This is a genomic window from Methanosarcina subterranea (assembly GCF_055385895.1).
In genome coordinates, this window is record NZ_AP042426.1 from 4581597 (window position 1) to 4608199 (window position 26603).

Consider the following 26603-nt stretch of genomic DNA (forward strand, 5'->3'; position numbering starts at 1 on the left):
ATAGATAAAGTATATATTACCTGATCCGTATATCACAGCCTATGAGTACTATAGGAAAATCCGTTAGGATGGAGCGTATTTTCAACAGAAATACAGGTAATGCCATTATTATCCCCATGGACCATGGAGTAGGTGCAGGTCCCATCTCAGGGCTTACAAACCTTCAGGACGCTGTAAATAGAGTTGCCGAGGGTGGAGCAAATGCCGTACTGGGGCATATGGGGCTTGCCAAACACGGACATAGAGGATACGGGCATGATGTGGGCCTGATAATCCACCTTTCAGCCTCAACCTCGCTTGCCCTTGATCCTAACCATAAAGTTCTTGTAACTACTGTGGAAGAAGCCATAAAAGTAGGAGCTGACGCTGTATCTGTTCACATTAACATAGGAGCTGAAGATGAATTTGAGATGCTGCAGGGGCTTGGATATGTTGCAGGAAAATGCGATGAATGGGGAATTCCTCTCCTTGCAATGATGTATCCGCGCGGAAAGAAGGTCCGTTCCGAATACGATGTAGACGTAGTAAAGCATGCAGCAAGGATCGGAGCTGAGCTCGGGGCAGATATTGTCAAAACAAACTATACAGGAAACCCGGAAACTTTCAAAGAAGTTGTCAATGGATGTCCTGTACCTGTAATTATCGCAGGCGGCCCCAAGATGGGCTCGGAAAAAGAACTGCTGGAAATGATTGAAGGTTCCCTTGAATCAGGCGGTCGTGGTGTTGCGATAGGAAGAAACGTATTCCAGGCGGAAGACCCTACAGGTCTTGTGCGGAGAATTGCAAAAATCGTCCACGAAGGTATGACTGCCGAAGAAGTGACAAAACTGGGTAAAAATGCCTGAAACCCGGAAACTTAAAGAGAGTAAGTTAAGTAAATAAGTTAAGCAAATAAGTTAGGTGAATAAGCTAATTAAGTTAAAGGCTAAATAATAACTTAAAAAAATAATGGGCTTAATTAAGGCTTCAGTTTCAGACTGACAGAGCGGGAAATTTACTTTTCAGGAAATTTCCCATCACCTTTTCCATTGGAAATGGAGAAGGAGCCATTTTTAGAAGAAATAATCCTTTAGAAACATGAAGAACAAAACTTAGGGGTTGACGTCTGACTTCAACTAAGTTTTAGAAAAAAATAATACTTAAGCAGAATTTTAATTTTAAGCTCAGAATACATTCAGGTGCCCCTAACCTGATAGTAGTTTCCAATGCTTTTTTGCTTATCTTTTCCTTTGCTTTTCTATTCCTTTGCTTTTCTATTCTTTTATTTTTCTATTCCTTTATTTTTCTATTCCTTTATTTTTCTATTCCTTTATTTTTCTATTCCTTTAATATAAATCTTGAGTAATAATAAATGGAACTATATTGGAGGCATTTTCGGGATCATGCTAATGCATTGATATCAAAACAAATATCTTGTTTAGCGGGAAATTCATTGATCTATGAGTCTATTCAAAAGCCAGGATTGCGAACATACTTTAGAATTGTAGTACTAAATGCATATACGAGATTATATTAGATAGACTCTTAAATAAAATTGAGAACTTATTAACCATACTTGTGCCTAATCAAAATAGGTAGATGATCGTCCCCTAAAAGTCTTAACTTATTTCCAGAATAAAGTCCCAATCCATTGAAAGATTGCAGATTGAAGATATATTCCTGTATATACCAGTCAAAGAAAACTCTGTTTACATATAGATTCCAGTGGAAATAAAAGTGTTTGTGGATTTGTACCAGCAAGAGAAAAAATATTAGATTGACATCTATGGAGAGGATTGAGAAGAGATAAATTTCAAATCCATTTGAAAAGCATGAGCAGGACAATAAAATTAATACCGGATAGCAAAGAGCCGGATAAGATAAAGCGGGTAAATAAAGGACAGCTAACTGGGCAAAGCAATAAAATTGACTAAATAAGGAATGTACAAAGCTACGGTAAAAAAGTAAAATAAATAAAATAAATAAAAATAAATAAAATAAAATAAAATAAAATAGACTAGCACAAAGCATGGATATCCTAGAAATACGGCTGTGAGGAAGAACTTCAATACCGTAAATCAATACAAAAAAAGAGAAAAGGGGGTTCAATTTCATAGAGATAAAATCAAGAAAATGATTAAAAGTATATAGGAAAAAATAAAAAGATATAAATTAAAAAGAAATATTAATAGTAAAAAATTTCCCCACAAATGTTTCCAGTGGAAACGAAGGGGTTCCTGTTTAGAGAACAGCAGGAATTGAAAAACACAAAAAAAGGACTCTTAGAATTATAAAAGCAAACGAATTTTCAAAACCGCAAAAATTAATAACCTGATTCTGGAACTAAAGGAAGACTGCCCTCTGACCAGAAACATATTCGGCATAAAAAATTATACTTTTACATGAGAGGTCATGCCTTAATCAGAAGTCCACAAATGGCACAAGGTCACAACCTGTGCATTTGAGGCACATTGTCATTGCAAGCGAAGTGTCAAGCCCATACTTCCGGAGGATTTCTGCCTCCATTTTTGCGAGTTTTAAAAGTCGCTCAGGAGACGGACGTTCGGTAAAACAGTCTCCGGACCTGAGGGGATGCGGGTTTACAGGGCGCAGGACGGGAATTACTCCTATCTTTGCAAGGGTTTCAACTCCTTCCCGGACAGAAGTATCGCTTTCACCAAGCCCGATTATGAAGTTGCTGAAGACCCTGTTTTTTCCAAAAATCTCCACAGCTTCTTTAAGCCTGTCCAGGATATATTCAAGGGAAAGATCCCCACAGACCTTCTGAAAAATCTCCCTGTCCATGGTTTCAACGTTATATTTGACTTCGACAACCCCGGCATCATAGAATTTCCTGGAACAGCCTTCTGTCGGATATACCGAAACACCTATGGGGACATCATACTTTTTGAGGATGGGGAGCAGTTTGAGCACTCTTTCCACCTCTCCTTCGATTGAGTCTTCGACGCCTGAGGTAAGGGAGATAGCTTTGAGAGTTCCTGCCCGCAGGACATCATCCACTATCTTCAGGACTTCCTCTTCATTCTTGACATGACCCTGAAGTTTGGGTACAGGACAGTATTTGCAGTCAAAAATGCACCTCTCACAGAGCGTAATAAAAGCCTGTTCAGGGCAGTGGGCAGGGGCAGGCTCAAGTTTTCCCCTGGCAAGTTCCCTTCCTTCGTGCAAAAGCGTGACTGTCCTGTCTTCTCCTGCTGCTTCAATGGAAAGGGGAGAGTTCTTACTTACACTGAGCCTGACCCGCCTCTCCCCTGACCTGAAAAAAACGGAGCTGGTACCTGCCCCTGGACCTGCAGTAGAACCTCTAGCCCTGGGAATAAGTAACGGGTCCACAGAAACAGAACCTATTGAGATAAGGAAAGCTTTTAATTCCGGCGTGATTGGTGTGTCTTGCATCTAAATGTCCCTCAAAGAGAATATTTCCTTGTAGTTCCGGCCTTTTTTCATCTTCGTCAGATAGTATATAAATTCTTCTGAAAATATAATTTAAACAGTTCGAATCTGACTTCGAAATAAGGAAGTTTTTTTCTTTACACATTAATTTATTTTTTCAAAACGTAAAAAAAGCCTTTTCATCCCGAAAAAGCCAAAATAAGCACATATAAATAAAAGAAATACGATTTAAAGTTTAAAATTAATCAAGGAGGAATAGGAGTTATGTTGAATAAATGGTTTGCAATACTTGTAATACTCATATTTGCTATTTCTGCTGCTTCTTCAGGTTGCAGTGAAAACAGCGAAGAGGACATGAATGTCCCTGAAGAGCAAGTTGAAGTCGACGAAGAAGAGATTTCTGCTGAGGGTGCGGGAGAAGAGGAAGTTAAAGTGGAAATGGTATCCACCGGAAGTTCCAGTGACTGGTGCCCTGTAGGTTCATCCTGGAAATCAACAAACCCCCAGACAGGCGAAGAGGTCATAATGAAGATCACGGGGACCGAAACAGTTGATGGAGTTCCGATGTGCAAAGCTGTTTATGAGACAAACCTTGAAGATGAGGAATTCTCTAAAATTGAATATTTGTGGTCCGAAAATGGAGAAACCTATTTCTGGACTGCTTATGACATGTCAGGAGAAATCGTTTCCAAGATGAGTATGAAAGACGGAAACATGAAAATCGTTGATGAAGAAGGCAATGTAATGGAATATTCTCAGGGTCAATGAAATAAAGACAGGGATCCTAAAATAAGGCAAGGGACCATAAATTCTGCTGGGTTTTCCAGCATGCTCCGTTTTTTTTCTGAGATTCTTTTCCTGAGATTCTTTTCCTGAGATTCTTTTCCTGAGATTCTTTTTCTGAGATTCTGTATCTATAAGTTATTCTGCACCTGCCCGGTTCCTGGGTACGTGTTTCAAGAGCTCCACCCTTCTTATACCTAACTTTACCTGACAACTTCTAAATTTAAAGAGAAGTGTTGTGTAGAGGGAACACGGTTCTGATTGCTGAAGGTATTTCAGGGGTATTATACAGGTTCTGTTATGTTAGTTATGTGGATTAAAGTTAGAATAATGATATAATAATGCACAAATAAAATAACATTATGTGTTACATAAATTTACAAAAGTGTTATATACATGAAATGCATAGTATAATTTGCGTTCTCATCCCTTCAACACCCCTCAAATACAAGATCTACTCCACACAAGTAAAGGGATAAAGAAGAAAATAGAGAAATTAAGCTAAAACTCGCAACCCGTGAGTCCAGTGACCTCAATATCTCTTCCCAGACAAAAAGAAAAGCATCTCTTAATGCCGTTCGGAACTTCCAGGTTTTTGGATGGGAACGCAAATCTATTTTTCAAAAGATTTTTTCAGGGAAAGGAAATTTTTGGTACTTTCTGGTAATTTACTTGTATCTGGTAATTAGTGGTATTTTTCCCGGATTATTGGATATTGTTTTCGTGATTTCTTTACATGCCCCGCATGACACTTGAGCCTGCCTGCTATATTGAAAGAAAAAATGAAAGCGTAGCCTCGGGAACTATGGTATCAGCATATCAACCGCATGCTTAGAGAAATACATGCTTCTGGACAAAAATTAATTTATAGACAAAAGAATATTGCCTGGATTACCAATTATACGTACATTTTAAAAAAGATATCCTTAAACCCAGAGCCCGGAAAACAAAATCAAAATAATTATATATTTACCCTTCTAATTTTTAAAAATTAGTTTTTACGGCGAAGGAGGTTGTTAATGATAGAAGAGAAAGATGAAATTGACCTTTTTCTGGATTCACAGGTAAAAACCGAAAAAGAGCTGCTGCAGGAAAAATGTGAGAGGATTTACTATGTAGCATCCAGCCAGATTCGCAGGGATATAATGCGAGCGGTTTGCTTTCTCGGAAAAAGAAAAGAAGAGCTCCTTAAAGAAACTGGCCTTGACGAAGTCGCTTTAAAATTCCATACCGAAATTCTGATAAGCACTGATTTTCTTCTCCTGGACGAAAAAGATGTAGACAGACTGACAGAACTCGGACTTCAGGTGCTTCCGAAGCTTTAAAAGATTTTTGTGCGGAATGGAAAAATAGGTTAGTCCGAAATAGAAATTATGTTAATTTCTGCTGTAATTTCTGCTGTAATTTCTGCTGTAATTTCTGCTGTAATTTCTGCTGTAATTTCTGCTATAATTTCTGCTATTATTTGCGGCGCACAATTAGAATTAATAATATTCAATCAATAATATTTGGGCTAAACCTATTTATCTCTTCGTAAAGGCCATAAACAATTATATTTTGGAACTCTAAAGAACCTACCTTAAAAAATATCTCCTGAAAATTCACATATTTCCAGAGGTATTCAGTTTTGAAATCTTATCAAATAGTCTCTATTCTGCGGGTTAAAAAACTGAAATATTCTCCTGATGCAGATCCCTAGCAGACCTGTCAAATCCCATGGCTGGAAGAGGAAAAGTCCTTTGCAGAAGCATTCATAAAATAAGCTTCGGATAGAAGGCTTTGCCAATTTTATATATACAAGTAAATATTATATTTGTCAGCCCGACATAGAATTTTTTTTCAGGACAATAAGGACAGGAAAAACATGAAAGTCATGATCATAGGAGGTTTTCTCGGAAGCGGGAAAACAACAGCCATTAAAAAGATCAGCAGGCAGCTTAGCGATGCCGGAAAACGGACTGCGATTATTGTAAACGAGATTGGGGAAATAGGGCTTGACGGAGAGACGCTCAAAAGCCCTGGAATCATAACTGAAGAATTGACAAGCGGCTGTATCTGCTGTACACTCAGAATCAGCATGCAGTATACGCTTCAGACCCTTGAAGAAGAATTCAAGCCCGATATTGTAATTATCGAGCCAACAGGAATTGCTTTTCCCGGGCAGATAAGAGAAGAAATCGAAGTGATGGGGCTTTCCGAGCTATCCTTTGCTCCGGTTGTGACCCTTGTAGACCCCGGGCGCTTCGGCACTGAGGCAAAAGAAATTCCAAGGTTTATCGAGACCCAGGTGAAGGAAGCTGAAATCCTCGGCATAAACAAGGTGGATGTAGTGCCTGCAGGAATAGTCACGGCAACAGAACAGATGCTTGCTGAACTGAACCCTGAAGCCAGGATCCTGAAATTTTCAGCAAAGCTAGGAGATGAACAGTTCGAAAACCTCCTCATCCACCTTGCAGTTCCAGGGATTGAGAAGCCTCCTCAGAAAAAGAAAAATTCTGTTGAGATCTCTGAAGTCTCAGCTCACTCAGTCCTCTACACCCTCGCGTCCTGCAACCTTAATCCTGAAAAAGGCGCGCTCCTTGTAGAAGAGAGCCTTCAAACCATAAGGGACCAGATGAAGGGAATTAACCCTGATTTTATAGGGCATGTTAAACTATCCCTGAAACTCCCGGACTTCATGGTCAAGGGCAGTGTGACTTCATCAGAAGAAGCTCCGCAGGTGGAATTTATTCCCCGCAAAAATGAAAAGCTCGAACTCAGACTGCTTTCCGCAATTACAAAGGTCCCTAAAGATAGGCTTATAGGAATAGTAGAGAGTACACTTGAAGAGAAGTTGAGGGGAACAGATACTTCTTTTGAGAAAAAAGAACAGCAGCATCAAGACACGCTTACAAAAATAAGCGGGATCACGAAAAGGAAATAAGTGTGGAGATAAATACTGGCACAAACGTGGGAAAAATGAATACAAATAAGAGTCCGGTTTCAGTCAGTAAAGAAAACAAAATATTAGAAAACTGAGATATTAAAGGATAAAGAAGCGGAGTTTCAATATGCATGATGAAATTGACGAACTTGATGCCTACTTCTCCTCGAAGGGAGAAACTACGGAAGGCGAAGCTGTCAAGCTGGAACATATGATGATGGAAAAGGTTTCCATAAACCCTGCGAGAAGGAAACTTCTCAGAGTAGTCGGCATCTTCGGGAAAACTGAAAAACAGCTAAAGGAAGAGTCAGGATTAAACGATTTCTTCTTTAAGTTTCACATGGATTTCCTGCTCAAAGAAGGGTTTCTCAAGTTAGAAGACGGGATGTACCGCCTTACTGACCAGGGTATTGCAATGCATGATTCCGTATGTTAAAAATCATATTTTCTCATATTCCTACTTCTTTTTGAATATATTCAAAAAATTAATTTAGGAATTTGAGCCTTGACTCCTTCCGATTCATAAAATGGATATTTGCTAAAAAGCGATAAGTTTTTATGTTTATCTGAGTAATGGCGTTATGACCAAACTTTTCGATATTCTATGGAAGTTTCAAAACGCCCCGATATAATTTCCTGGTACATATCGAGCAAACAAAAGGAGTGTGAAAAAATATGCCAGCATTAGTTAACGCAGATGAATGTTCCGGATGTGGAAGCTGTGTCGATGAATGTCCTTCTGAAGCAATCACCCTTGATGAAGAAAAGGGCTGTGCAGTTGTCGACCAGGACGAATGTGTAGAGTGCGGTGCATGTGAAGAAGCATGCCCGAACCAGGCAATCAAAGTACAAGAGTAAAAACAGAGATCAAGATGGAATAATTTTTTATTCCATTTTTTCTTTTTCCCTTTTATAAAATTATTCCTTATCTCTCCGGAGGTAGCTTTTTAGATGGCAGCAGTTAAAGCGGGTATTTTAGGCGCTACAGGCGCTGTAGGGCAGAGATTTGTAGAAGCACTTGCAAACCATCCCTGGTTTGAGATTACAGCCCTTGCAGCGTCCGAAAGAAGCGCCGGCAAAACGTATAGAGAAGCGGCAGGATGGAGGCTGGATACAGCCATGCCGGAAAGTGTCGAAAACATAGAGGTTGTCCCTGTAGACCCAAAAGCCGTTGATGCGGATGTGGTCTTTTCGGCTCTTCCTGCAGATCTTGCCCTTACAGTGGAACCCGAGTTTGCAAAAGCCGGGTTTGCAGTTGCAAGTAATGCATCGTCCTACAGGATGGAAAAGGATATACCTCTGGTAATCCCTGAAGTCAACCCCGAGCACCTGGGACTTATCGAGGTCCAGCAGGACACCAGGGGCTGGGACGGATACATTATTACAAACCCTAACTGCTCCACAATTGTCATGACAATTACCTTAAAGCCCCTCATGGGGTTCGGGCTCGAAACCATACAGGTAGCTACAATGCAGGCGATTTCCGGAGCAGGATTTTCCGGAGTTTCAGCCATGGCAATTTACGATAATGTAATCCCCTACATAGGGAGCGAAGAAAAGAAGATGGAGACTGAAACCTTAAAACTCCTAGGGGAATTTAACGGCTCCGAAATTGTGCCTGCGGATATAAAGGTCAGTGCTTCCTGTCACAGGGTGCCTGTGATTGATGGGCACACGGAAGCTATCTGGGCAGGCATGAGGAATAAACCCACGCCTGAAGAGGTAAGGGAAGCTTTCCTCAAATTCGATCCTAAGCTTGGAGAACTCCCATCAGAGCCGGGTAAAGCCCTTATAGTGCGGGACGAAGTTGACAGGCCCCAGCCGCGCCTTGACCGTAATATGGGAAAAGGCATGAGTGTTTCCGTGGGCAGAATCAGAGAAGGAATTCGTTACATTGCAATGGGGCACAATACAATCCGAGGAGCTGCAGGTGCAAGTGTCCTGAATGCAGAACTCCTGCACTCTATAGGCAAGATCTGAGTTTAAGATAAACGCTTCAGCAATAATAAATAGCAAGAAATAAATAGCAAGATTAGAGGTGTGGAGCTCAGTAAAAAATAGTAAAGAACAGGAATGAGAAGTAAAAAGTCTGAAACCTGGACTTTTACTTTTCTTTAAAACTCCTTGTTTTAGTTTAGTTTAGTTTAGTTTAGTTTAGGTTATTTTATTTTGAGTTTTGAATCTCTTTTTCCTGAGCTGTTTTGCGTTTTAGCCTGGAGAGCTATTTTTTTCAGGCACTCCCGCTTTTAAGCCATATGTTTTCAGACAATTTTCAGGCAATTTTCAGGCAATTTTCAGGCAATATCATTTTCAGCAGTTATCAGGAGAACAGTTTTCTTGCAACCTCTTCTGCCCTGCGCATGACCTCTCTTACAGGAACTCCGCTGTATTTTGCAATCTTTTTGCAGTCCTCAAACTCCGCAGAGATATTGAGCAGAACCCCTTCCGAGTCCCTGGCAATCTTGACCGCGGTTTCAAACTCCTGACCTTCAATCTCTATTTTTATCCTTTCGATGTTTCGGGCAGCCATGAGCCTGTGTCGCGCAGGCATAACCCTAACTCCAAGAGACCCTGTTTCAATAATGATTTTCCGGGCGAGTTTTGCACTGTCTTCAGGCTTTGCAATGACCTTGATAATATGGGCAGGCCTTCCTTTTTTCATGGTTGCGGGTATGATCGCAACATCCCTGGCTCCCATCGAGAGCAGTTCCTCAAAAAGGTTGCCCAGGACTTCCCCACTTACATCGTCGGCATTGGTCTCGAGCACCTCGATTATATCCGAAATCAGGTGGGCGTCAGGTTCAAGAAGCACTCCCTGAAGCACATTGGGACCCTGAAGTTCGGCATCTCCTGCCCCATATCCAACAGCAATTGCCCTGCCCTGAGGAAAAGCCTCAACAGGCTTTGCAAAATGTGAGAGAATTGCAGCCCCGGTAGGGGTGAGCAGCTCCTTGTTCACATTTCCTCCCCTGAAATAGAGTTTCCCCCTCCTGAGAATTTCAAGGGTTGCAGGAGCAGGCACAGGAAGGGTACCGTGGGCACATTCTATTGTGCCGCTGCCCACGCTGATAGGGGTGCAGAAAATCGAATCACAATGAAGGGAATTAATGGCTGCAGAAGAACCTATGACATCAGCAAGGGCATCGCTCTGCCCCACTTCATGAAAATGAAGCTTTTCAAGATCGGGCTGACCATGGACTGCGGCTTCGGCTTCTGCCACTTTCAAAAAGATATCAAGAGTGCTTGCCTCCACTTTAGAGGGCAATTTTGCAGCCTTCACAAGGTCCACGATTTCAGAGTATGTTCGGACATGCTCTTTTTCAGGCACGTTTATACGAACATCCAGGGCTCTTATTCCCTTTTTCATCACTTCCCTGATATCCACGGACACGGGTGCCGAAGCTTCAATCAATTCCTTTACCGCTTCTCTGTCAGCTCCGAGATCGAGAGCACATGCCATAATCATATCCCCAGCTGCCCCTGAAAATGGATTAAAAACCAGTGTTTTCATAAAGTTCCTCCCTGATTCCTGCTTTGAACTTATCCACAGTTATTTTTCTTCCAGTCCTGTTTCCTGTCCTTCTTCCGGCCCCACCTCTTCAGTTTTTTTCTTTGTTCCAGCAGCTGCAGCAATCATATTGGCAATCCTGGCTGCATAAGCCCCTGCAACAAATCCTGCATCAATATTTACCACAGCAAGGGTCGAGCAGGACTGAAGCATTGACAATAGAGCGGCTTTTCCTCCGCCACCTGCCCCGTAACCGGTGGATACGGGAAGTCCTATTACCGGCACATCGACAAGCCCGGAGACTATGGTTGGAAGCGTCCCCTCTCTTCCGGCTGCAACAACGATTGCTCCGGGGTTCCTGAGTTTGAGTTTATGGAGTTCAGGGATCAGCCTGTGGATGCCGGCAACCCCAACATCGTACACGGCAACGGTTTCACATCCCATTTCGGAAGCAATAACCCTTGCTTCTTCTGCAGCAGGGATATCTGCCGTACCTGCCGATATGACACCAACAACCCCGCCTGTAATTGGGGCAGGAGTGCCGTCGTGGATAACCACCGTACGTGCCCGGCTGTTCCATTCGAGTTTATCAGGACCAAAAGCCTTCCTTAAGGCTTCAAGATGTGAGGCAGAAACACGGGTAATCAGAGCCCTTTTACTTTCTCCTGCCATTGTCCTTGCAATCTCCACCACATCTTCAGGTTCCTTGCAGTCAGCAAGAATAGCTTCGATTACTCCAGTTCTGCTTTTCCTGTGGGAGTCAAGTTTTGCAATGTTCGAATAGGAAACAAAACCCAGACTGCATACCTGCTTTTCTGCAGTTTCAAGATCAATTTTTCCTTCTTTAACAGCCTTTAATATATGAGTAAGATCCATGCGCCACCCTTAATCGAGAAGAATTGAATGCTTTATCAATAAACGGCTTAAATACAAGGTTACCGAGAAATAATTATTAGTTTGGAGGCTCTTTAGAGTTTCGTGCCATACTCATATAGATTTGATTTATAATTATTTGGGTTATTGCTTTACAATTGAGAGAAAATTCAAAATTTTAAAGCTGCATGAATGTAATTAACTGAATTTGAGGATAAGCAGCGGAAAATGAGATATTGTTTAATCTTTCAATAAAAGTCAGCCTAAACAATATCTTCATTTTGCTTTTTTGGCGCTTCGAATCGTTCTCGCGGCAGTGTACCAAAATTTCTGTAATTTTTTGTCAACTCCGCAATTAATTACATCTTTAAACCAGTTTATCGCTTAAAATCATTAAATTTTAAAGTTAGCACTAATCGTGTTTTTTGTCAATACAAACTTTTTCTTCTGTAATCCCAAGTTCACACAGCTACCTGGGTACCTGATTCTGCGCATTTTTTACGTCTCTGTCCCTGACTGCAAGACTATCCAGAATGGTTGACTTTGGGCAAAGCTTGGCCATATCCGTAACGCTTTGCCCCAGACAGCTTCCCTAGTGTATACAAAACGGTAAAATGGTTTTCCCGGAGAAACCTTCATGACTTAAGGTCGCCCATGAGAATGAAAATGGGCAAAGCCTATCTAGCCTTAATCCGTTTCCATAATTATGAGGCGAATGACTCCGGTCAGTGTTTATTTGGCGGTTGATACTAATCCCGAGGAAAAACTGACCTGGCAACCTTAAGCACCCATGATTGTTGCTCCAGCAAGAGAGCACGTGTACCAAATTTTGCTTTCTCACAGTTGTTCACTCGCCTCAAGGAGCTTACATATTGCATATCTACCCACCCATTCAAGCCTGAGCAGCCCAGCATGCATCGGCTTTCTTCAGTTACATCTCCAGTTTACGACCCTTCTCTAGCTGCTGAATCTGTTCTTCGCTTTTGGCGGCCAATTCCTTGAACTGATTGATAGTATCCCGCATTTTGGGCAGAGCTTCCTGCTTATAGGTGCTGATGGAATCCAGCGCTTCCATGACATCGGCAAAGGCAGTCTTTAGCGTCTCGACAGATATATTGGCTTCCATTGATTGCGCCTGGATTTCCGCCCCTTGTTCCTTCAACATTTTCGAGGTGCTGCTGATGATATCATTCGTGGTCTCATTGAGCATTTGAATCTTCTTCAGGACAATCTTCTGATTATAGAGAGCGCCAGCAACCATCACTGAGGTCTTCAAAGCGGAAATAGTTACATTTTTGGCCCTTTCCACCCCGCGCATCAGTTCCTTATTATTTCTTATCACAAGCTCTGTCGCCATTACGCCCTGCTGATTGACAACGATCATCTGCTGCATATCCATAATCCGCTGCCGCAGCGGAAATAGGACTTCTTCAGTGACAAATTTAACGTTTTCCGGGTCTTCGTTCCTGGCTTTGGCCTCTTCGATTTGCGTTTCAATCAATTCATCCATTAGGGTACCTAGCTGGACCTCTTTCATCAGCTTTTTAGTCAAATTGCGCAATGCCTGCTGTTCGATCTCCAGAGTAGTATTATCGTTTTTCAGAATTGTTTTCCCTTTGTCAAGAGAGATAATGATATCCGCAATCGCCGAATCTGCTTTCTGGTATCTGGCAAAATAATCCCTGACCGGGTTGAACACCTTGCCTAAGATGCCGGTCTTGGTGAAATCAATCAGGCTGGGGTCCAGGTCTTTTAATTCCCTGTTCAAATCGATTAAACTTTCTGCCGCAACACCGCCTTCGTCGCCATCTTTGGACAGTTTCCCGACTGTCACCTGCAGCAAAGAATTTTTAGCTGCCGAGCTTTTCATCGAGGCAGCCCCAAAAGACTCGATCGACTGAAGGATATACTTCTTTTTGGCAAACTCATCGATATCCAGGGTCAGAATTTCCGCAACATTTCTCTCCGCTACAGCCTGAAGCTGGGCTATTTCCTCCGATACCGGTTTTACTTGCTCCTCTACCTCACTCTTGATCGCCGCTTCATCGGGCACTTCCATAGTAAAAGCCATCTTAGCCCCTCATGTATTTACATTTCAGCATTGAACAGATTGCCCAGCTTATAAACAACGTCATCAGTATCGGCGTTAATGCTGGCAGCCTCATTGATGCTGGAGATAGCCTGCAGGGCCGGGATATCCGCATTATAGCCAATTGTGTATATAGGTATTCCAAGGTCCTCCACGATATCTTTAATATCGTTCAGCGAATGGCCTTCATTGGTCTCGCCATCGCTGAGAACAAAGATAATCGGTCTCAGATTGGGATCTGTAGCCTGCTGATCCTGGATCATTTTCATAGCGACAGCAATCCCATCAAAGGTTGCTGTGCCACCGTTGGCCTGCAAATCATTAACCGCTCCGGCAAATGAAGCTCTCTGGTCCAGATCGAATTTGGCAATCGGCAGATCGATATTGACATTACTGGAATATGATACCAGGCCAACCATATTGTCCTCGCCGATGTAGTATTGACCTTTGAGCAATGAATCTTTCAAATTGTTCAGCGGCTCGCCCATCATGCTGCCGGAGACATCAACCACAAATACTGCGCAAATACCGACATTTTTCTTTTCTTTCCAGAGCTTTTGGGCCTGGATGATCACATCGCCGCTGACCGGTCCAGCTTCGGATTGGTATTCATTAAAGCCGTTAAAACCATATTCGGTAGCCAGGATCTGGTACTTTTCCTGCTGGGAGAATTCAACGAATTCGTTCAGGATTTTCACTTTCTCTGCAGATAGTTCGCCGATCGCATACATCGGACTGTCATGTCTGGATCCAAAGGGAGTAAATTCGTAATATCTGATATCCGGTGTATTCACATAGGTCTGGTATTCCAGGACAAAACCGTCCAGAACACCTGATTTGGCAGATTCCCTCATTTGCAGAGTAGTATAGGCGACCACGGGAATATTGGCCTGGAAGCTCTCAAATCCTGCTTTTGCTTTGTCGCTCAATAAGTTGCTGCTGTCAAAGGTATATAAAGCTGAGATCAGGAAGTTCAGCCCGGTGGAACTGGCAAAAGGATTGGTGTAGCCCATATCCAGTTCGTCGTTCGCGACAGCATCGGTAATCGTCTTGGTATTGATTGCCCCGTATTTGTTTACCAGCTCGTCTTTCTTATCTTTAGTGAGCAGGATTCCGGCCGCATTGCCGGCAAGTCTTTTTTGCACTAAATCGGCTTTAACCCCTCGGGAGATGATCATCTCGCCCCAGAGTTCATTGGACGGCGTATAGGCATCCGGCAAATACTTCCCGGAAGTAATGTAATCGGCGCCTTCCCCGGAGGGGATTCCTCTGAGCCTTACCGAGATCTGCTTGCCGTCAATCTTTATGCCCTCGTTATTGAAGTCTCTGGCCACTTCTGTCAGCCAGCCATCAGTACCGCTGCCAGCTTTCTCCGTTGAGGAAAATATTTCGATGTAGCTGGATGTGCTTTCCTCAACCTGCGGCGGGTAATTGGAGATATCGGGCAGGATATCTTCCGGGTTCATGGGCGTAATATCAACCGGAACCTTAGAATGCGTGACTGTATTGACATCGATTTCTTTGATGATGGACTGCAGCGATTCATTCGCATTTTCAATGATAATCTCACCTGGGGGTTTATCCCAATCTGTGGTTAACTTAATCCCCAGATAAACTAGGATAAATACTACAACTGCTGCTCCGATTATCTTCAAAATTACTTTTTTGTTGCTTTCGTTCAGCATGCCGATACTTCCCTCTTCAATTCTATTACTTTTTTGTTACTTTCGTTCAGCATGCCGATGCTCCCCTCTTCAATTCTTATAGTATTTTGCCTGTTTGATCAGATTATCGATCTCGATCATGCCGGACATTTGCTCCAGTTGGCCACTCTCTACACTGTTTAAGCCTGAGATCTCCAGCAGCAACTTATCAAGCTTTAGCAGGATCTGCTCATTATCTTCAGTGGCAGCTTTCACAAAATTAATATACTCACTAAAAATTTTAAACTTTTCTTCTATAAATTGCTGTGAAAAGGCCCCTTCTTCGTATTTCTTTCTAACGAAATTATAGTCTTCTTCATCGAATGCATCCAATTTATTGAGGATGCTGCGGACATTAATGAAGAATATCTTCTCCACCTCGGCGATGACCGTATCAAATTTCTTATAGCTCATCTCTGAGGCACTGAAGATCTGCAGAAGGATATCCCGAATAGTTTTATTCTTTTTCTGCAGCCGCTCAATCTGATCGAGCAGCAAGTCAACGGTTTTTTTGAATGTTTTGAGCTCCCTGTAAATATTCAGTGCTTCAATATAATCTTCCACCGTCCTGATTTTATTGGTTTGAATCCCTTTCTTCGGTCCGGTAAGGAGCTCATAATTACCGTAGGTTAACCCGGCGCCGCTTAAGAAGATGAATGTGATACTAAGGGCTGTTTCCAATGCACTTGCCCCTAAAAACTCTAGTCCGATCAATCCTGGAGAGAAGGTAATTATGTTGGCGGCGGCAATGCCTAAATTCAGACCCGATAGTTTAATCAGCTTTTTTCTGTCCATGTACTCTTACCCCCAGATTCGGGGAACGCCTTGAAGGAGTTGAGCGCAAACTCGGTGTGAGCCTCCAATCCGATCTGGTCGGGCTGCGCGGAGCATGAACGATGACGTCTTTCGTATGCCGATTCGCAAAAATCTTTAGGTCCTGTGCATTCCAGGCATCATCCGCCGTCTGAAACAACATCATGTTGTACTGTTCAGTTCCCATGTTCTACCCTCCGTTTATTTCGATTTCATTCTCAGTAGAACGTTAACATATATGAACAGTTTACTAATAAACCTTGTGAAGTGGGCCAAGTATCTTTTGAAGCCTTACCTCTTAATCAGTAGGGAATAATTAAGTTTCAGCCTTCTTCTCAAGCTCGACTAAATTCGCCTCTGTTATATTCAGCACTTTGAATCGTTCTAGCTTTTAAGTCCGCTTAAATATCTGTTTTGCCATGGCAACTCTCTTCTCAAAGTCGGGTCCTTCCAGTTCTTTTACAACGGATTCGAGCATCGTTGGTATATCAATGTGCTGAGGACATTTTTCAAGGCACTGTCCGCACTGGACGCACAGGGATGCAAATTCAGGCTCTCCGCCGGATAAGATGCCCCCCAACCTTGCAGCATACATGAACTTTGTCTCGTCTGCGTTACCGGACATGTACAGGTTATTGTATGTTTCGAAACATAATGGAATATTCACCCCTCCTGGACAGGGCGTACAGTATCTGCAGCCTGTACAGCCTACTTTCATCAGTTCACGGTACTTCCGCTCTACTTTCTTTATTAGCTGTAGTTCAGCTTCAGTCAGAGAATCCGGGTATGCTTTGTTTGCTACTGCAAGGTTTTCCTCAATATGTGTTTCTTCATTCATGCCGGAAAGGACGACCGTGACCTCCGGGTGGTTCCATACCCAGCGAAGAGCCCATTCTGCAGCGGTCCTCTTCGTCGGGGCCTCATCCCAGATCTCTTTCACGGCAGGAGGCACGGGGCTTGCGAGGTTCCCTCCACGGAGCGGCTCCATAATGATTACTCCAAGGCCTTTTGAAGCTGCATATTCCAAACCCTCGGTACAAGCCTGGTTCTTTTCGTCCAGGAAGTTGTACTGGATCTGGCAAAAGTCCCAGTCATAGGCATCCACTATCCGATTGAAATCCTCTCCCGAGCCGTGGAAGGAAAAACCTGCGTTAATTATTCGGCCGTCAGCTTTGGCTTTGTCAAGGAAATCGGCTACATCTAGCTTTTCAACATTGTCCCACAGTTCACCAACGAGAGCATGGATTAGATAATAGTCGATATGGTCTGTATTGAGTTTCTCCAGCTGAGCATTCAGAAACTTATCCATATCCTCCCGGCTCTCTATAAGCCAGGATGGGAGTTTCGTAGCGAGTTTAACCTTTTCTCGATACCCGTCAGCAAGAGCACGACCTAAAAAAGGCTCGCTCTGCTCCATATGATAAGGCCAGGCCGTATCAATATAGTTTACTCCGTAATCAATTGCATAGCGTACCTGCCTGGTAGCTCTCTCTTCATCTATAGTACCATATTCTTTTATGGGAAGGCGCATACACCCAAATCCAAGTATCGAAAGTTCGTCTCCTTTCGTAGGCATTTTTCTATACAGCATTTTTCTTTCTCCTGAATTTTTGAATTGTTTTACTTGCTCTTGATTGATCTATCATTGGCTGCTTATTTTTGCGAGAGATCAATAAGTTATCTACGGAATATGATTGACCAATCACTCACAAAAAGAGTGAAAAAATTAGTTTTTAGTTAGACCTCTCCAGATAATTCTTCAAATCCCTGTTCGCATGATTCTGCTCTGCTCATTGCATCTTATCCCTCGATCAAACCGCTTTTCCCATATCATATGCCTGTTCTATTGCTTTGCTTCCTTTGATGTCTCCAATGTTCCAGGCACCGGTTCCATAAATAATACCCTTTTCCTTTGCTCCCTCAAGGCAGGAAGTAAATCCCCGGAATCCTTCAAATGTTCTCTCCATAGCCTGCTTACTATCGTCGGCTGCCGTTGCAATAAAATAAAAATCCTTATCGTTGATTTCTGTGTAACGGGAGCAGGTGCGGTCAATTAGAGTCTTCATTTGTCCATTCATCGTGTAGAAGTACACCGGCGTTGCCATTACGATCGCATCTGCCGCAATCATTTTCTCTAAGACTTCAGCCATATCATCTTCTTGAGGGCAGCTATTTCCCATGCTATTACAGGTTCCACATCCTGTACAGTAATTGATTTCCTTGTCCCTCAAGAATATCTTCTCTACGGTATGTCCGGCTTCTTTTGCTCCAAGCATAAACTGATCGCACAGCAGGTCGGAGTTTCCGCCTTTTCTCGGGCTGCCGGAAAGTATCAATACTTTTTTACTCACTTGTATCATCCTCATATTTTGAGTTACGCGAATTTATCAAAATAATTTGTTTTGTTTCCAGCATCCTGCTTTCACTCTAAGAGGACATTGCCTATCCACCTATCTAATCCTCATAACTATATTCATCTTTATTTATCAAGCAAAGATGCTAAAAAAATGCTACTCGAATAGCTTATGAAATCATGCCAAGTTTGTTCAACCAATCTGCAACATCTTTTTTCGCTGCACTTACATGAAAGCCACGGATAGGGAGCCCTTTCAAAAGTATTGCCTTCGGACAAAGTTTTGCAATGTCTTTTTCACTGCGGCCTAATCCGCTTCCTTCATGTGTACAAAACGGAACAATAGTTTTTCCGGAAAAATCATATTCTTCCAGAAATGTAAACACCGGCGTCGGCATCGTTCCCCACCAGTTAGGATATCCCAGAAATATCACATCATAAGAGTCCATATTTTCCACATGGCTGGAAAGCTCCGGTCTGGAATTGTCATTCAATTCTTTTTTTGCCACGTTGGTGGTTTCCGTATACTCCTCAGGATAAGACTTTACGGTATCAATACGGAAAAGATCGCCTCCTGTTATTTCCCGGATCATGTCAGCTATTACTTTTGTGTTACCGATTGGCAAATTCACAATCTTTCCACTGACATAGTTATCTCTCTCACGTGAAAAATAGGCTATCAGACATTTCTTTTCTTTTAAATTCGTCATTTCTTGTCCCTTCCCTTTCATAAGTTGTTGCTACCTTATTTTTCAAAGCAAGGTATTCTTCATCCGTACGGGTTCCAGCCATTCGGCCGGACCTGTGTTAGCATTTGTCTCAACGGAAAGATATACAAACCAGCTGTCAGATGCTGCTCCATGCCAGTGTTTCACATTCGGATGAATTTTTACTACATCACCTGGATTAAGTTCCTGTGCCGGCTTTCCTTCTTCTTGATAGTAACCACGCCCACCTGTTACTAACAGAATCTGTCCACCAGGATGCCTATGCCAGTTATTCCGACAGCCTGGCTCAAATGTAACATTGCCTGTTGGACAATTAAACTCATTATCCCTCGGCACCAGCATACTAAGCTATGCATTACCTGTAAAATACTTACGAACTTGTTCCGGAAGTTTTTCACCTTTCGGGAAAATAACACTTTTACTTAAATTGTTTGATTTGTCCATATTTTGCGCTCCCTTAGAATTTTCCATGATACCTAATTTCTTGAATGTCTAATATTCTTACTGAAAAGTCTACTAGCTGTGGACTGTCGTTAATACCGATAACTTTCATAATGGTATCTCTGATTTTATTTCCTTCAAAATTTTCACGATATTCTTTCTTAATTGTATACTCGATCAATTTTTATGATTGACTGATCAGTCAGCATATAAGATTTGATGTATATAAAATTAAGCCATACCAAGAAAGGCAGAATGTAAAAAAATTGAAAACCATTTCTAACATGCCTAAGATTCTTCTCCTTTGATCAAACTGCTTTTCCTATCTCTTATGCTTGTTTCCTTTGATGTCCTTAATATTTCTAGGCAGCAGTTCTGTAGATGATTTTTTCTCCTCAGCTCTCCCAGGGAGCAAGCAAATTTACGAAAAAAATCGAATAATATTGTGAAACATGTCGTTAAATACGATATTTATTTTCTTAAATGGAAAAAGCTTTAAATGAAGCTTTATTTATTGCATATATGAGTCCCCTTACTCGATTAAAAAAACAAATAACTATAGATCAGCTACGTGAATTTAGAGCTCAGCTATTAGACTTTATTGATGAAGAAATTGTAGAGCTTTTTGAAAGTTCATATCGCTGGGATATAATAGTAACCATTCATCGAAAAGGGGGGTTTGTTTTTAAAGATTTAACCTCAAATTCAAGATTCTCAACAAATTTATTAGTAATTGGAGATCATCAAGTTAGTGAATATAAAAGTTACTTTGAAGATAAAAATGTCCTGTTATTTGATGATTCTATAAATACAACTGAAACAATTCAAAACATGATAAATAAAATTAAAACTTACAATATCAATTCTCTCTCAGTTGCTACAATATTAGTCAATGCAAATACTTATCAGAAACTCATTGAAACTAATAAAAATATAAAATTTATAGCCTACGAAATTTCCTATGATTATATGAATTATTTTTTAAAATTTATGTGCCCTTATTTTGATTATATATGTTTACCAGCAACAAAAGACTTAATAGTAGAGAAAATTACTATCTTTAAAAAATTGTCTTGTCTAGAAATAATTGAATTATTTAGTACCAATTACTTCATTTTAGAAAGAGAAGAATCTTTATTTCAATATAAAGATCGATTCAAATTAATACTTGATTTATTTAATGAACCTTACAGTTCAAGCACTTTATTCTCAGAATTCCTCGCTCGTTATGATCTCCCAGAACAAAGTATAGGTCAAGCTAAAATCCGATTTTTTGTTCATATGTCAGATTCAATTACTCAAATATATGTAGAGTATATTGTTGAGCCAGTAAGACCAAATTTTGAAAAATGTATTAAGAATTTTGAACGGATTTGGTGTAATCAAAGTCAAGATAAACAAACCAACTGTTTAGTATGTCTCCAATATAATTTAACGGAATTTCTGAAGAATTATATAAGGAATAGCTTAATGTCTAATAATATGGCTTATGAATTAGATTCGCTCCCATGGATATTTTGTGGACTTCAGATTAATACAGAAATATAAAAAGAGATCTATAGGCCGTATAGATAACTATTTAAATCAACGCCAAGGAAAAAAGTTGGATAAGCAATAATACCTCATACTATATTTCAGAAGTTTCTACAAACCCGCTTTATTCTGTCTGATATAAATTTTCGTATAAATTTTTAAAAAATTCTTTATACTCTCCAGAGATATAAAGTGATCTTATCCATCCATCTTGATTTTCCCATTGAGCGTTAATCATCCCAAGATCAAATAACTTATCTATAATTTTGCTAACTGTAGAACGGCTAATTTTACCTTCTAATTGTCCTACAAGTTTAGAGAAGTAGATTGGCTTTTTTTCAATATAGTTATATTTATAGATCTCTAGGACAACTTTTTCTTCTTGAGATAGTATATTTTCTTGATTTAATATAATTTCTTGAGGTTGCATGAATACCAACTCACTAACATTTTATAAAATTATCAACATAAGTTCAAAAATTCACAGTTTTCCTTTAAGATATCAGCTTGAACTCAGTCCACTTTTAATAAAGTTGTTTGACAAATATATAAGTAAAGTGCTATATTTTTGGATAAGTGTAGAATACGGGTTCCACGATACATCTCTTTTTTATAGAAAATACCCGTGTATAACTTCTATACTGCAATATACTAAACTATGTCATATTTAAATCATTCGAATCTCTGTTGCTTATAGAAGGGAATTGTTCTAAAGTAATAAAGTTTTCAGAATTTAGTTGCTTTTCAAGAATCAAACTTTAAATTTTAGAGCGAACTTTTTATAGAACATTTCCATGCTTCCACTTTTCGAATAATCTTTTTTTTGTTTAATTTTGATTCTTCTTCTTTGTTAATTATCTCTTCAAAAGTATCATATGATTTAAGTGTCGTTATTACACAGTGTTTAAATCCATTACTCGAACATAAGATAGCCATTTTTCCTATTATGTCTATTGTCAAATCTGTTATATTGTGTTCTTTTTGGTTCATTGTTTCTATTAATATTCTAAAGAGAACTGCTAAGGTTTTTTCACATGGGATTTCTAGCCTATTTTCAGCACAATTTAGACCTATAACACCTATTTTTGTCAATAACTTCATATTTATTTCGTTTTTATTAGCTATTATATCTTTAATTATATCATCTATAAATGTTATAGCATAGCTCGTAGATTTTTCGAGTTTCATCTCTGAAGAAATTTTTCCAATATTCGCTAATGCACCTAGCATATTAGTTTGATCTACTATATTGGATTCTATGTTCGAAAAAATGTTGTATAATCGTGTTATTCCTAAAATTGTAGTTCTTTCAAGTTCATTTCTTGTGCAATAAGCTATAAACTCGGATGTCTGGTCTAAGGTATTTAAGAAATAGTTTCTTTCATTATTTTTATTTTGGAAAATTAGAAATATATCGAAAATAGTATCTACTAAATATAAAGTGGCCACGTCATTTTTTGCTGAACTAGTAATATTTCCCACTAGAATAAATTCTGAAACTATATTATTAAATTCATCCTCAAAAGTTTCTTTATTTATTTCATTGTTACTATCTTCATTTATTCTCTTGTTAATATAATCATTGTTTAACTTATTATTATAATATAATGATAGTCCTTTTTTATATGAATTATAATCATATCTGTTTAACGAACCAACAATAAAATCGAAAATTTCAACATTTATATTATTATCATTTTCATTTTCACCCTTACCATTATGACTCTCACTTAATTTACTTATAAGCGTTATTGGGTCTAAAAAAATAGTGATTTTATCCTGAATATATTTGACCATATAATTGTAAGCAAACATAGCAAAAACTATTGCAAGCATCACAGGAACATAATGAATTCTTTCGAAAGAATTAGGCAGCACAGTTAATAGAATAAGATCATAAAATATTGAAAATCCAAAAAGTCCCCATAAAAATTTAGTGTCTTCTGTGAAAATCTTTGTTACCCTAGAAGAGTAGTTTGTAGCTGTTTGTTGTAATGCTATTGAGTTCAATCCAATTACTATAGCAAAAACAGCTGCTTGACTTTGAGCTAATGAACTCAGTAGATATAGTGAAGGGTCGGCAGATTTAGAAAATGTAAGAGAATATGTTGAAAGCAAAAAGACTATCAATATTCCCATTAAGACTGGATAAGTCCAATCTTCTCTACTTTTCTTCATGTATCTTTAACTGAATAATAAATATTTAAAATCTTTTAGTTTATGAGTCTATCCCAAAACCAATTTTTATTTCTCAATTCGTAAGAGTTTCAGAACTATTTCCAAATCGGTAGCCCGGCTAATTATTTGAGCTCATCCCAAAACTCAGTTTTAATCTCAATTCTCAGAATTATTCAGGATTGGTTTCATAATTAGATGCTTTATTGACCACAAAAAATACGCGATTCAAAGAAGCAAATTTTGAGTTTTGGGATTGGCTCATAAATATAAATCCTTCAAGTAATGCCCAATAAGATGCCTTTGATTTCCTGTTTATTTTTTAGATAGCAGATTTCTTAATTCAATATCTGATTGACTGGTCACTCATGTGCGGAGTGAAAAAAATTATTCTTTAGCCAGACCTCTCCAAATAATCTGGAATCCATCCTCTGAAACCTGATTTATATCCTGTGATGGATCTGAATCAAGGATAAAATTCACTATCGTCCTGCTACCCTGATAAAACATTGCAATGATCAGCTCCGCAGGAAGTTCTCTGATTTCTCCCGTTTTAATTCCTTCATCCACTAGATTATGAAGGAAGACATACTCTTTCATCACTTCTTCACGAGTAAATTTTGTGATATAAGGGGATGAACAGAACTGCCCGACAAAAAGGAATTCTTCCTGATCTTCCACACCCCAATTAATTAAATTTGACCAGAGTTTTTTCAACTTGTCCTGGAAAGTGTTTTCGGTCTCAATCCCTTTTCCCATATTGCGGCTTAACTTTCCTTTTACCTCAAAATACAGACTATTGATAAGATCTTCTTTCGTAGGAAAATAGTTGAAAAGGGTGCCTGTGGCTACACCTGCATCTTTTGAGATTTGTGCAGTGGAGGTGCCGTGGAAGCCTTTTTCGGTGAAGAGCTTCAGGGCTGCTTTCATAATGGCTGTTTTTTTGTCTTTGACCTGTTCTTTCATGCATTATCTCTACTATTGACTGATTAGTCAGTGATGTTGTAATATTAAGTTATTATAAATACTTTATGGCATTTTATTCTTGGCTCTCAGCCAGGTATTGTAATACATAATGGATTTTTGGGAACTTATGGAAAAAATACCAGCGATACATTTAAAAATCCGCATTGTTAATGTGTAGAGATCATCATGCTCATAGTACTCTCATTAGGCGGTTCAATTCTCGCAAAAGATCTTGACTCGGCTCGTTTTTTAAAATACGCAAAAGTCCTGCAAGACATATCGAAAAAACATACACTGCTTGTAGTAACTGGCGGGGGAGAAGCAGCACGGAACTACATAGAGGCTGCGCGGGCCATGGGAGCAGATGAAGTAACCTGCGACTACATAGGCATTGAGATTACCCGTCTGAATGCGAGATTGCTTATTGCGGCTCTCGGATCCGATGGGTACCCTGAGGTTCCTTCAAACTATCTTGAAGCTTCAAAGGCTATGAACTCAGGAAAAGTTGTGGTAATGGGAGGAGTTACACCAGGCCAGACAACTGATGCCGTAGCTGCAATCCTTGCCGAGTACCTGCGCGCAGACCTGCTGACAATTGCAACCTCAATTGACGGAGTTTATTCCTCAGACCCTAACTGCGACCCGAGCGCAATCAAATATGACACGATATCTCCTGAAAAACTCATAAACATAGTTATGGCAATCGAGATGAAAGCAGGCTCGAAATCTCCGGTGGACCCTGTAGCCGCAAAAATAATAGAACGCTGCAAGCTAGACGCCCTTGTCATGGATGCCCGGGACCCTTCCCTACTTGGAGAAATTCTGGGCGGAGAGGCAGCCAAAAAATCTCCGGTATCCTGCGGAACCTGGATTACAAAAAGAAAATAAAAACCTGAAGCAGGGTTACAGCCTTTCTCCGGCATATTAAAACTGAAAAATGTAGAAAACATAAAAACTTAAACATAGAGGTTCCTACATACTTCATATTGCAGAGAGCCAGATCAGGTTACCAGCTCTGGTTCCAGGCAGTTTTTGGAAATAAGGAGGAACCGGGCTTGAGCCTGCCAGAAAAAAAGAACTGTTTAAAGCAGAGAGAGTTTACCTTCCATTTATTTTCTTTAATTTTATTCCTGATTTTCTTATGTGTTCAGGCAAGTCCTGTTTCAGGGGCGATGAACGGGACAACTGCCGGAGAAGAGAATAAAAGTATAATTATTATTGACTTTTTTTCAGACCATGACCTGAGTGATGCAACGGTCAGGTTTGAGCAGCCCTTTAAAAATGTTTCTCTTGTTTTTACCCTGAGCTCGGGAAAAGAAATTTTGAAATCAGAAACCTTTAATCTGGGCTCCGTAAATGAAGGGCAGGAAATCGCAAAAATCCTTTTCTGGGGGCTTGAAGAGGACTTTGGAAAAGATAGGGATTCTTATACAGCACAGCTTCTTGTAAAGGACGGCAGCCAGACCATTGAGTCCCGGAAACTTTCTTTTTCTTACCGAAACCCGCATCTTTCAAACCTCAAAGTTGTGGATTTCTCTGCAGACTCCGAAAAAGCTTCCGTTCTGATAACCCTTACGAGCTCCGCAAACCTCAGACTCGTTCAGGTACCTGAGCCGGGAATGGCAGATATGGACCTTAAGCTCCTTTCCGGCACAGATATCATATACTCCGAAAATATGGAAAATGTCCCTGTAACGGATGCCTATTATAAAGCGATGTACTGGCCTTTCCTTCTCGAAAAAGACAGAAATTATACGGCTCTCCTGAAAGTGCGTTCCCATTCCCCTGCTCTTACTACAGCTTATACATCGAAATTCAGAGCAGAAGAAAAAGTAGAAATCCTTGATGCGGACATCGACGTGGATGAATACGGGGCAAGCGTTACAGTCATTGGAAAATCCCAGGTGCCTTTCAATGGAATTATCAGGGTTGTGTTGACTCCTGAGAAAGGAGAGGTACAGGTTTTTGAAGAAACTGCCGATATCCTGACCGCAGGGAAGGAAGACACTGTAGGAATTATCTGGCAGGGGGTTCCCAGGGGGGACTATAATGTAAAGGTTTATGCAGTAAACCTGGAAGATGAAGTCCTTGACAGCCATGAAACGGTTCTGCGAGTTTTTGAGCCCGTAGCCGAGATAAATCCCTCTGAGGAATCACCAGCCTTTAGCTTTCAGGCAGCACTTGGGATTTTCCTGTGTTTTGCGGTTTTGAGGGGAGAAAAAAGAGAGAGAAAAAAGAAGTGCGCTAATTGTCTCAATAAGCTCAAAGTCAATATTCCACGCCAGTAGCCTAAGCCGATAGCTTAAAAGACAATAACCTCAA

24 protein-coding genes are annotated in these 26603 nt (G+C 40.3%); 10 read left to right on the top strand and 14 right to left on the bottom strand.

Features of this window, described 5'->3' with window-relative positions; translation table 11 throughout:
- The first annotated feature begins 41 nt into the window (after window positions 1-41).
- Entirely contained in the window at window positions 42-845 is an 804-nt protein-coding gene (locus tag ACZ5A8_RS19975) for a 2-amino-3,7-dideoxy-D-threo-hept-6-ulosonate synthase (RefSeq protein WP_464531116.1), read from the top strand.
- A 1555-nt stretch (window positions 846-2400) separates the two neighbouring features.
- Here ACZ5A8_RS19975 and ACZ5A8_RS19980 read toward each other — a convergent pair.
- Window positions 2401-3396: a radical SAM protein gene (locus ACZ5A8_RS19980; protein WP_464531117.1), complete on the bottom strand. Its 996-nt coding sequence runs from the start codon at window positions 3394-3396 to the stop codon at window positions 2401-2403.
- A 261-nt stretch (window positions 3397-3657) separates the two neighbouring features.
- On the opposite strand from ACZ5A8_RS19980, the gene ACZ5A8_RS19985 reads away from it, so the two are divergent.
- Both ACZ5A8_RS19985 and ACZ5A8_RS19990 read left to right on the top strand, forming a co-directional pair.
- Window positions 3658-4161, top strand: a complete 504-nt coding sequence (locus ACZ5A8_RS19985) for a hypothetical protein (protein ID WP_464531119.1) — start codon at window positions 3658-3660, stop codon at window positions 4159-4161.
- 1034 nt (window positions 4162-5195) lie between these two features.
- The gene (locus ACZ5A8_RS19990; RefSeq protein WP_464531120.1) at window positions 5196-5501 is read left to right on the top strand and encodes a hypothetical protein; all 306 of its coding nucleotides are present in this window, start codon (window positions 5196-5198) and stop codon (window positions 5499-5501) included.
- A gap of 29 nt (window positions 5502-5530) precedes the next feature.
- Here the strand turns inward: ACZ5A8_RS19990 and ACZ5A8_RS19995 are convergent, their stop codons facing one another.
- A complete protein-coding gene (locus ACZ5A8_RS19995) occupies window positions 5531-5674 on the bottom strand; it encodes a hypothetical protein (RefSeq protein ID WP_464531122.1) in 144 nt (47 codons plus the stop codon).
- Between the two features lie 366 nt (window positions 5675-6040).
- On the opposite strand from ACZ5A8_RS19995, the gene ACZ5A8_RS20000 reads away from it, so the two are divergent.
- From ACZ5A8_RS20000 to asd, 4 genes are all read left to right on the top strand, one after another.
- Window positions 6041-7099, top strand: a complete 1059-nt coding sequence (locus ACZ5A8_RS20000) for a CobW family GTP-binding protein (RefSeq protein WP_464531123.1) — start codon at window positions 6041-6043, stop codon at window positions 7097-7099.
- Window positions 7100-7226: 127 nt separating this feature from the next.
- Window positions 7227-7535, top strand: coding sequence for a hypothetical protein (locus ACZ5A8_RS20005; protein ID WP_464531124.1), 309 nt, complete (start codon window positions 7227-7229; stop codon window positions 7533-7535).
- A 239-nt stretch (window positions 7536-7774) separates the two neighbouring features.
- Complete coding sequence (locus tag ACZ5A8_RS20010; RefSeq protein ID WP_229389720.1) at window positions 7775-7957, top strand: indolepyruvate ferredoxin oxidoreductase subunit alpha; 183 nt, start codon at window positions 7775-7777, stop codon at window positions 7955-7957.
- Between the two features lie 93 nt (window positions 7958-8050).
- Window positions 8051-9079, top strand: a complete 1029-nt coding sequence (gene asd / locus ACZ5A8_RS20015; protein ID WP_464531126.1) for an aspartate-semialdehyde dehydrogenase — start codon at window positions 8051-8053, stop codon at window positions 9077-9079.
- Between the two features lie 340 nt (window positions 9080-9419).
- Here asd and larC read toward each other — a convergent pair whose 3' ends face one another.
- From larC to ACZ5A8_RS20060, 9 genes are all read right to left on the bottom strand, one after another.
- The gene (larC, locus tag ACZ5A8_RS20020; protein ID WP_464531127.1) at window positions 9420-10610 is read right to left on the bottom strand and encodes a nickel pincer cofactor biosynthesis protein LarC; all 1191 of its coding nucleotides are present in this window, start codon (window positions 10608-10610) and stop codon (window positions 9420-9422) included.
- 39 nt (window positions 10611-10649) lie between these two features.
- Entirely contained in the window at window positions 10650-11483 is an 834-nt protein-coding gene (gene larB, locus ACZ5A8_RS20025; RefSeq protein WP_464531129.1) for a nickel pincer cofactor biosynthesis protein LarB, read from the bottom strand.
- 928 nt (window positions 11484-12411) lie between these two features.
- Window positions 12412-13551, bottom strand: coding sequence for a toxic anion resistance protein (locus ACZ5A8_RS20030; protein ID WP_464531130.1), 1140 nt, complete (start codon window positions 13549-13551; stop codon window positions 12412-12414).
- A gap of 17 nt (window positions 13552-13568) precedes the next feature.
- The gene (locus tag ACZ5A8_RS20035; RefSeq protein WP_464531131.1) at window positions 13569-15254 is read right to left on the bottom strand and encodes a vWA domain-containing protein; all 1686 of its coding nucleotides are present in this window, start codon (window positions 15252-15254) and stop codon (window positions 13569-13571) included.
- A 69-nt stretch (window positions 15255-15323) separates the two neighbouring features.
- Window positions 15324-16067 carry a hypothetical protein gene (locus ACZ5A8_RS20040; protein ID WP_464531133.1) on the bottom strand — a complete coding sequence of 248 codons (744 nt, stop codon included), beginning with the start codon at window positions 16065-16067 and terminating at the stop codon, window positions 15324-15326.
- Window positions 16068-16476: 409 nt separating this feature from the next.
- Window positions 16477-17676, bottom strand: coding sequence for an aldo/keto reductase (locus ACZ5A8_RS20045; protein WP_464531134.1), 1200 nt, complete (start codon window positions 17674-17676; stop codon window positions 16477-16479).
- A 220-nt stretch (window positions 17677-17896) separates the two neighbouring features.
- Entirely contained in the window at window positions 17897-18436 is a 540-nt protein-coding gene (locus tag ACZ5A8_RS20050; RefSeq protein WP_464531135.1) for a flavodoxin family protein, read from the bottom strand.
- 172 nt (window positions 18437-18608) lie between these two features.
- Complete coding sequence (locus ACZ5A8_RS20055; protein WP_464531136.1) at window positions 18609-19148, bottom strand: flavodoxin; 540 nt, start codon at window positions 19146-19148, stop codon at window positions 18609-18611.
- A 42-nt stretch (window positions 19149-19190) separates the two neighbouring features.
- Window positions 19191-19508 (bottom strand): cupin domain-containing protein, encoded by a 318-nt coding sequence (locus tag ACZ5A8_RS20060; RefSeq protein ID WP_464531138.1) that lies wholly within the window; start codon window positions 19506-19508, stop codon window positions 19191-19193.
- Between the two features lie 582 nt (window positions 19509-20090).
- Here ACZ5A8_RS20060 and ACZ5A8_RS20065 point away from each other — a divergent pair.
- A complete protein-coding gene (locus tag ACZ5A8_RS20065; RefSeq protein WP_464531139.1) occupies window positions 20091-21155 on the top strand; it encodes a phosphoribosyltransferase in 1065 nt (354 codons plus the stop codon).
- Window positions 21156-21264: 109 nt separating this feature from the next.
- Here ACZ5A8_RS20065 and ACZ5A8_RS20070 read toward each other — a convergent pair whose 3' ends face one another.
- The 3 genes from ACZ5A8_RS20070 to ACZ5A8_RS20080 all read right to left on the bottom strand — a co-directional run bounded on the left by ACZ5A8_RS20070 (window position 21265) and on the right by ACZ5A8_RS20080 (window position 24281).
- The gene (locus ACZ5A8_RS20070) at window positions 21265-21570 is read right to left on the bottom strand and encodes a hypothetical protein (RefSeq protein ID WP_464531140.1); all 306 of its coding nucleotides are present in this window, start codon (window positions 21568-21570) and stop codon (window positions 21265-21267) included.
- A gap of 335 nt (window positions 21571-21905) precedes the next feature.
- Window positions 21906-23318 carry a DUF2254 family protein gene (locus ACZ5A8_RS20075; protein WP_464531141.1) on the bottom strand — a complete coding sequence of 471 codons (1413 nt, stop codon included), beginning with the start codon at window positions 23316-23318 and terminating at the stop codon, window positions 21906-21908.
- A 384-nt stretch (window positions 23319-23702) separates the two neighbouring features.
- Window positions 23703-24281, bottom strand: a complete 579-nt coding sequence (locus ACZ5A8_RS20080) for a TetR/AcrR family transcriptional regulator (protein ID WP_464531143.1) — start codon at window positions 24279-24281, stop codon at window positions 23703-23705.
- Between the two features lie 186 nt (window positions 24282-24467).
- On the opposite strand from ACZ5A8_RS20080, the gene pyrH reads away from it, so the two are divergent.
- Window positions 24468-25169 (top strand): UMP kinase, encoded by a 702-nt coding sequence (gene pyrH, locus ACZ5A8_RS20085; protein WP_464531144.1) that lies wholly within the window; start codon window positions 24468-24470, stop codon window positions 25167-25169.
- A gap of 98 nt (window positions 25170-25267) precedes the next feature.
- Window positions 25268-26569, top strand: coding sequence for a hypothetical protein (locus ACZ5A8_RS20090; protein ID WP_464531145.1), 1302 nt, complete (start codon window positions 25268-25270; stop codon window positions 26567-26569).
- Window positions 26570-26603: the final 34 nt, after the last annotated feature.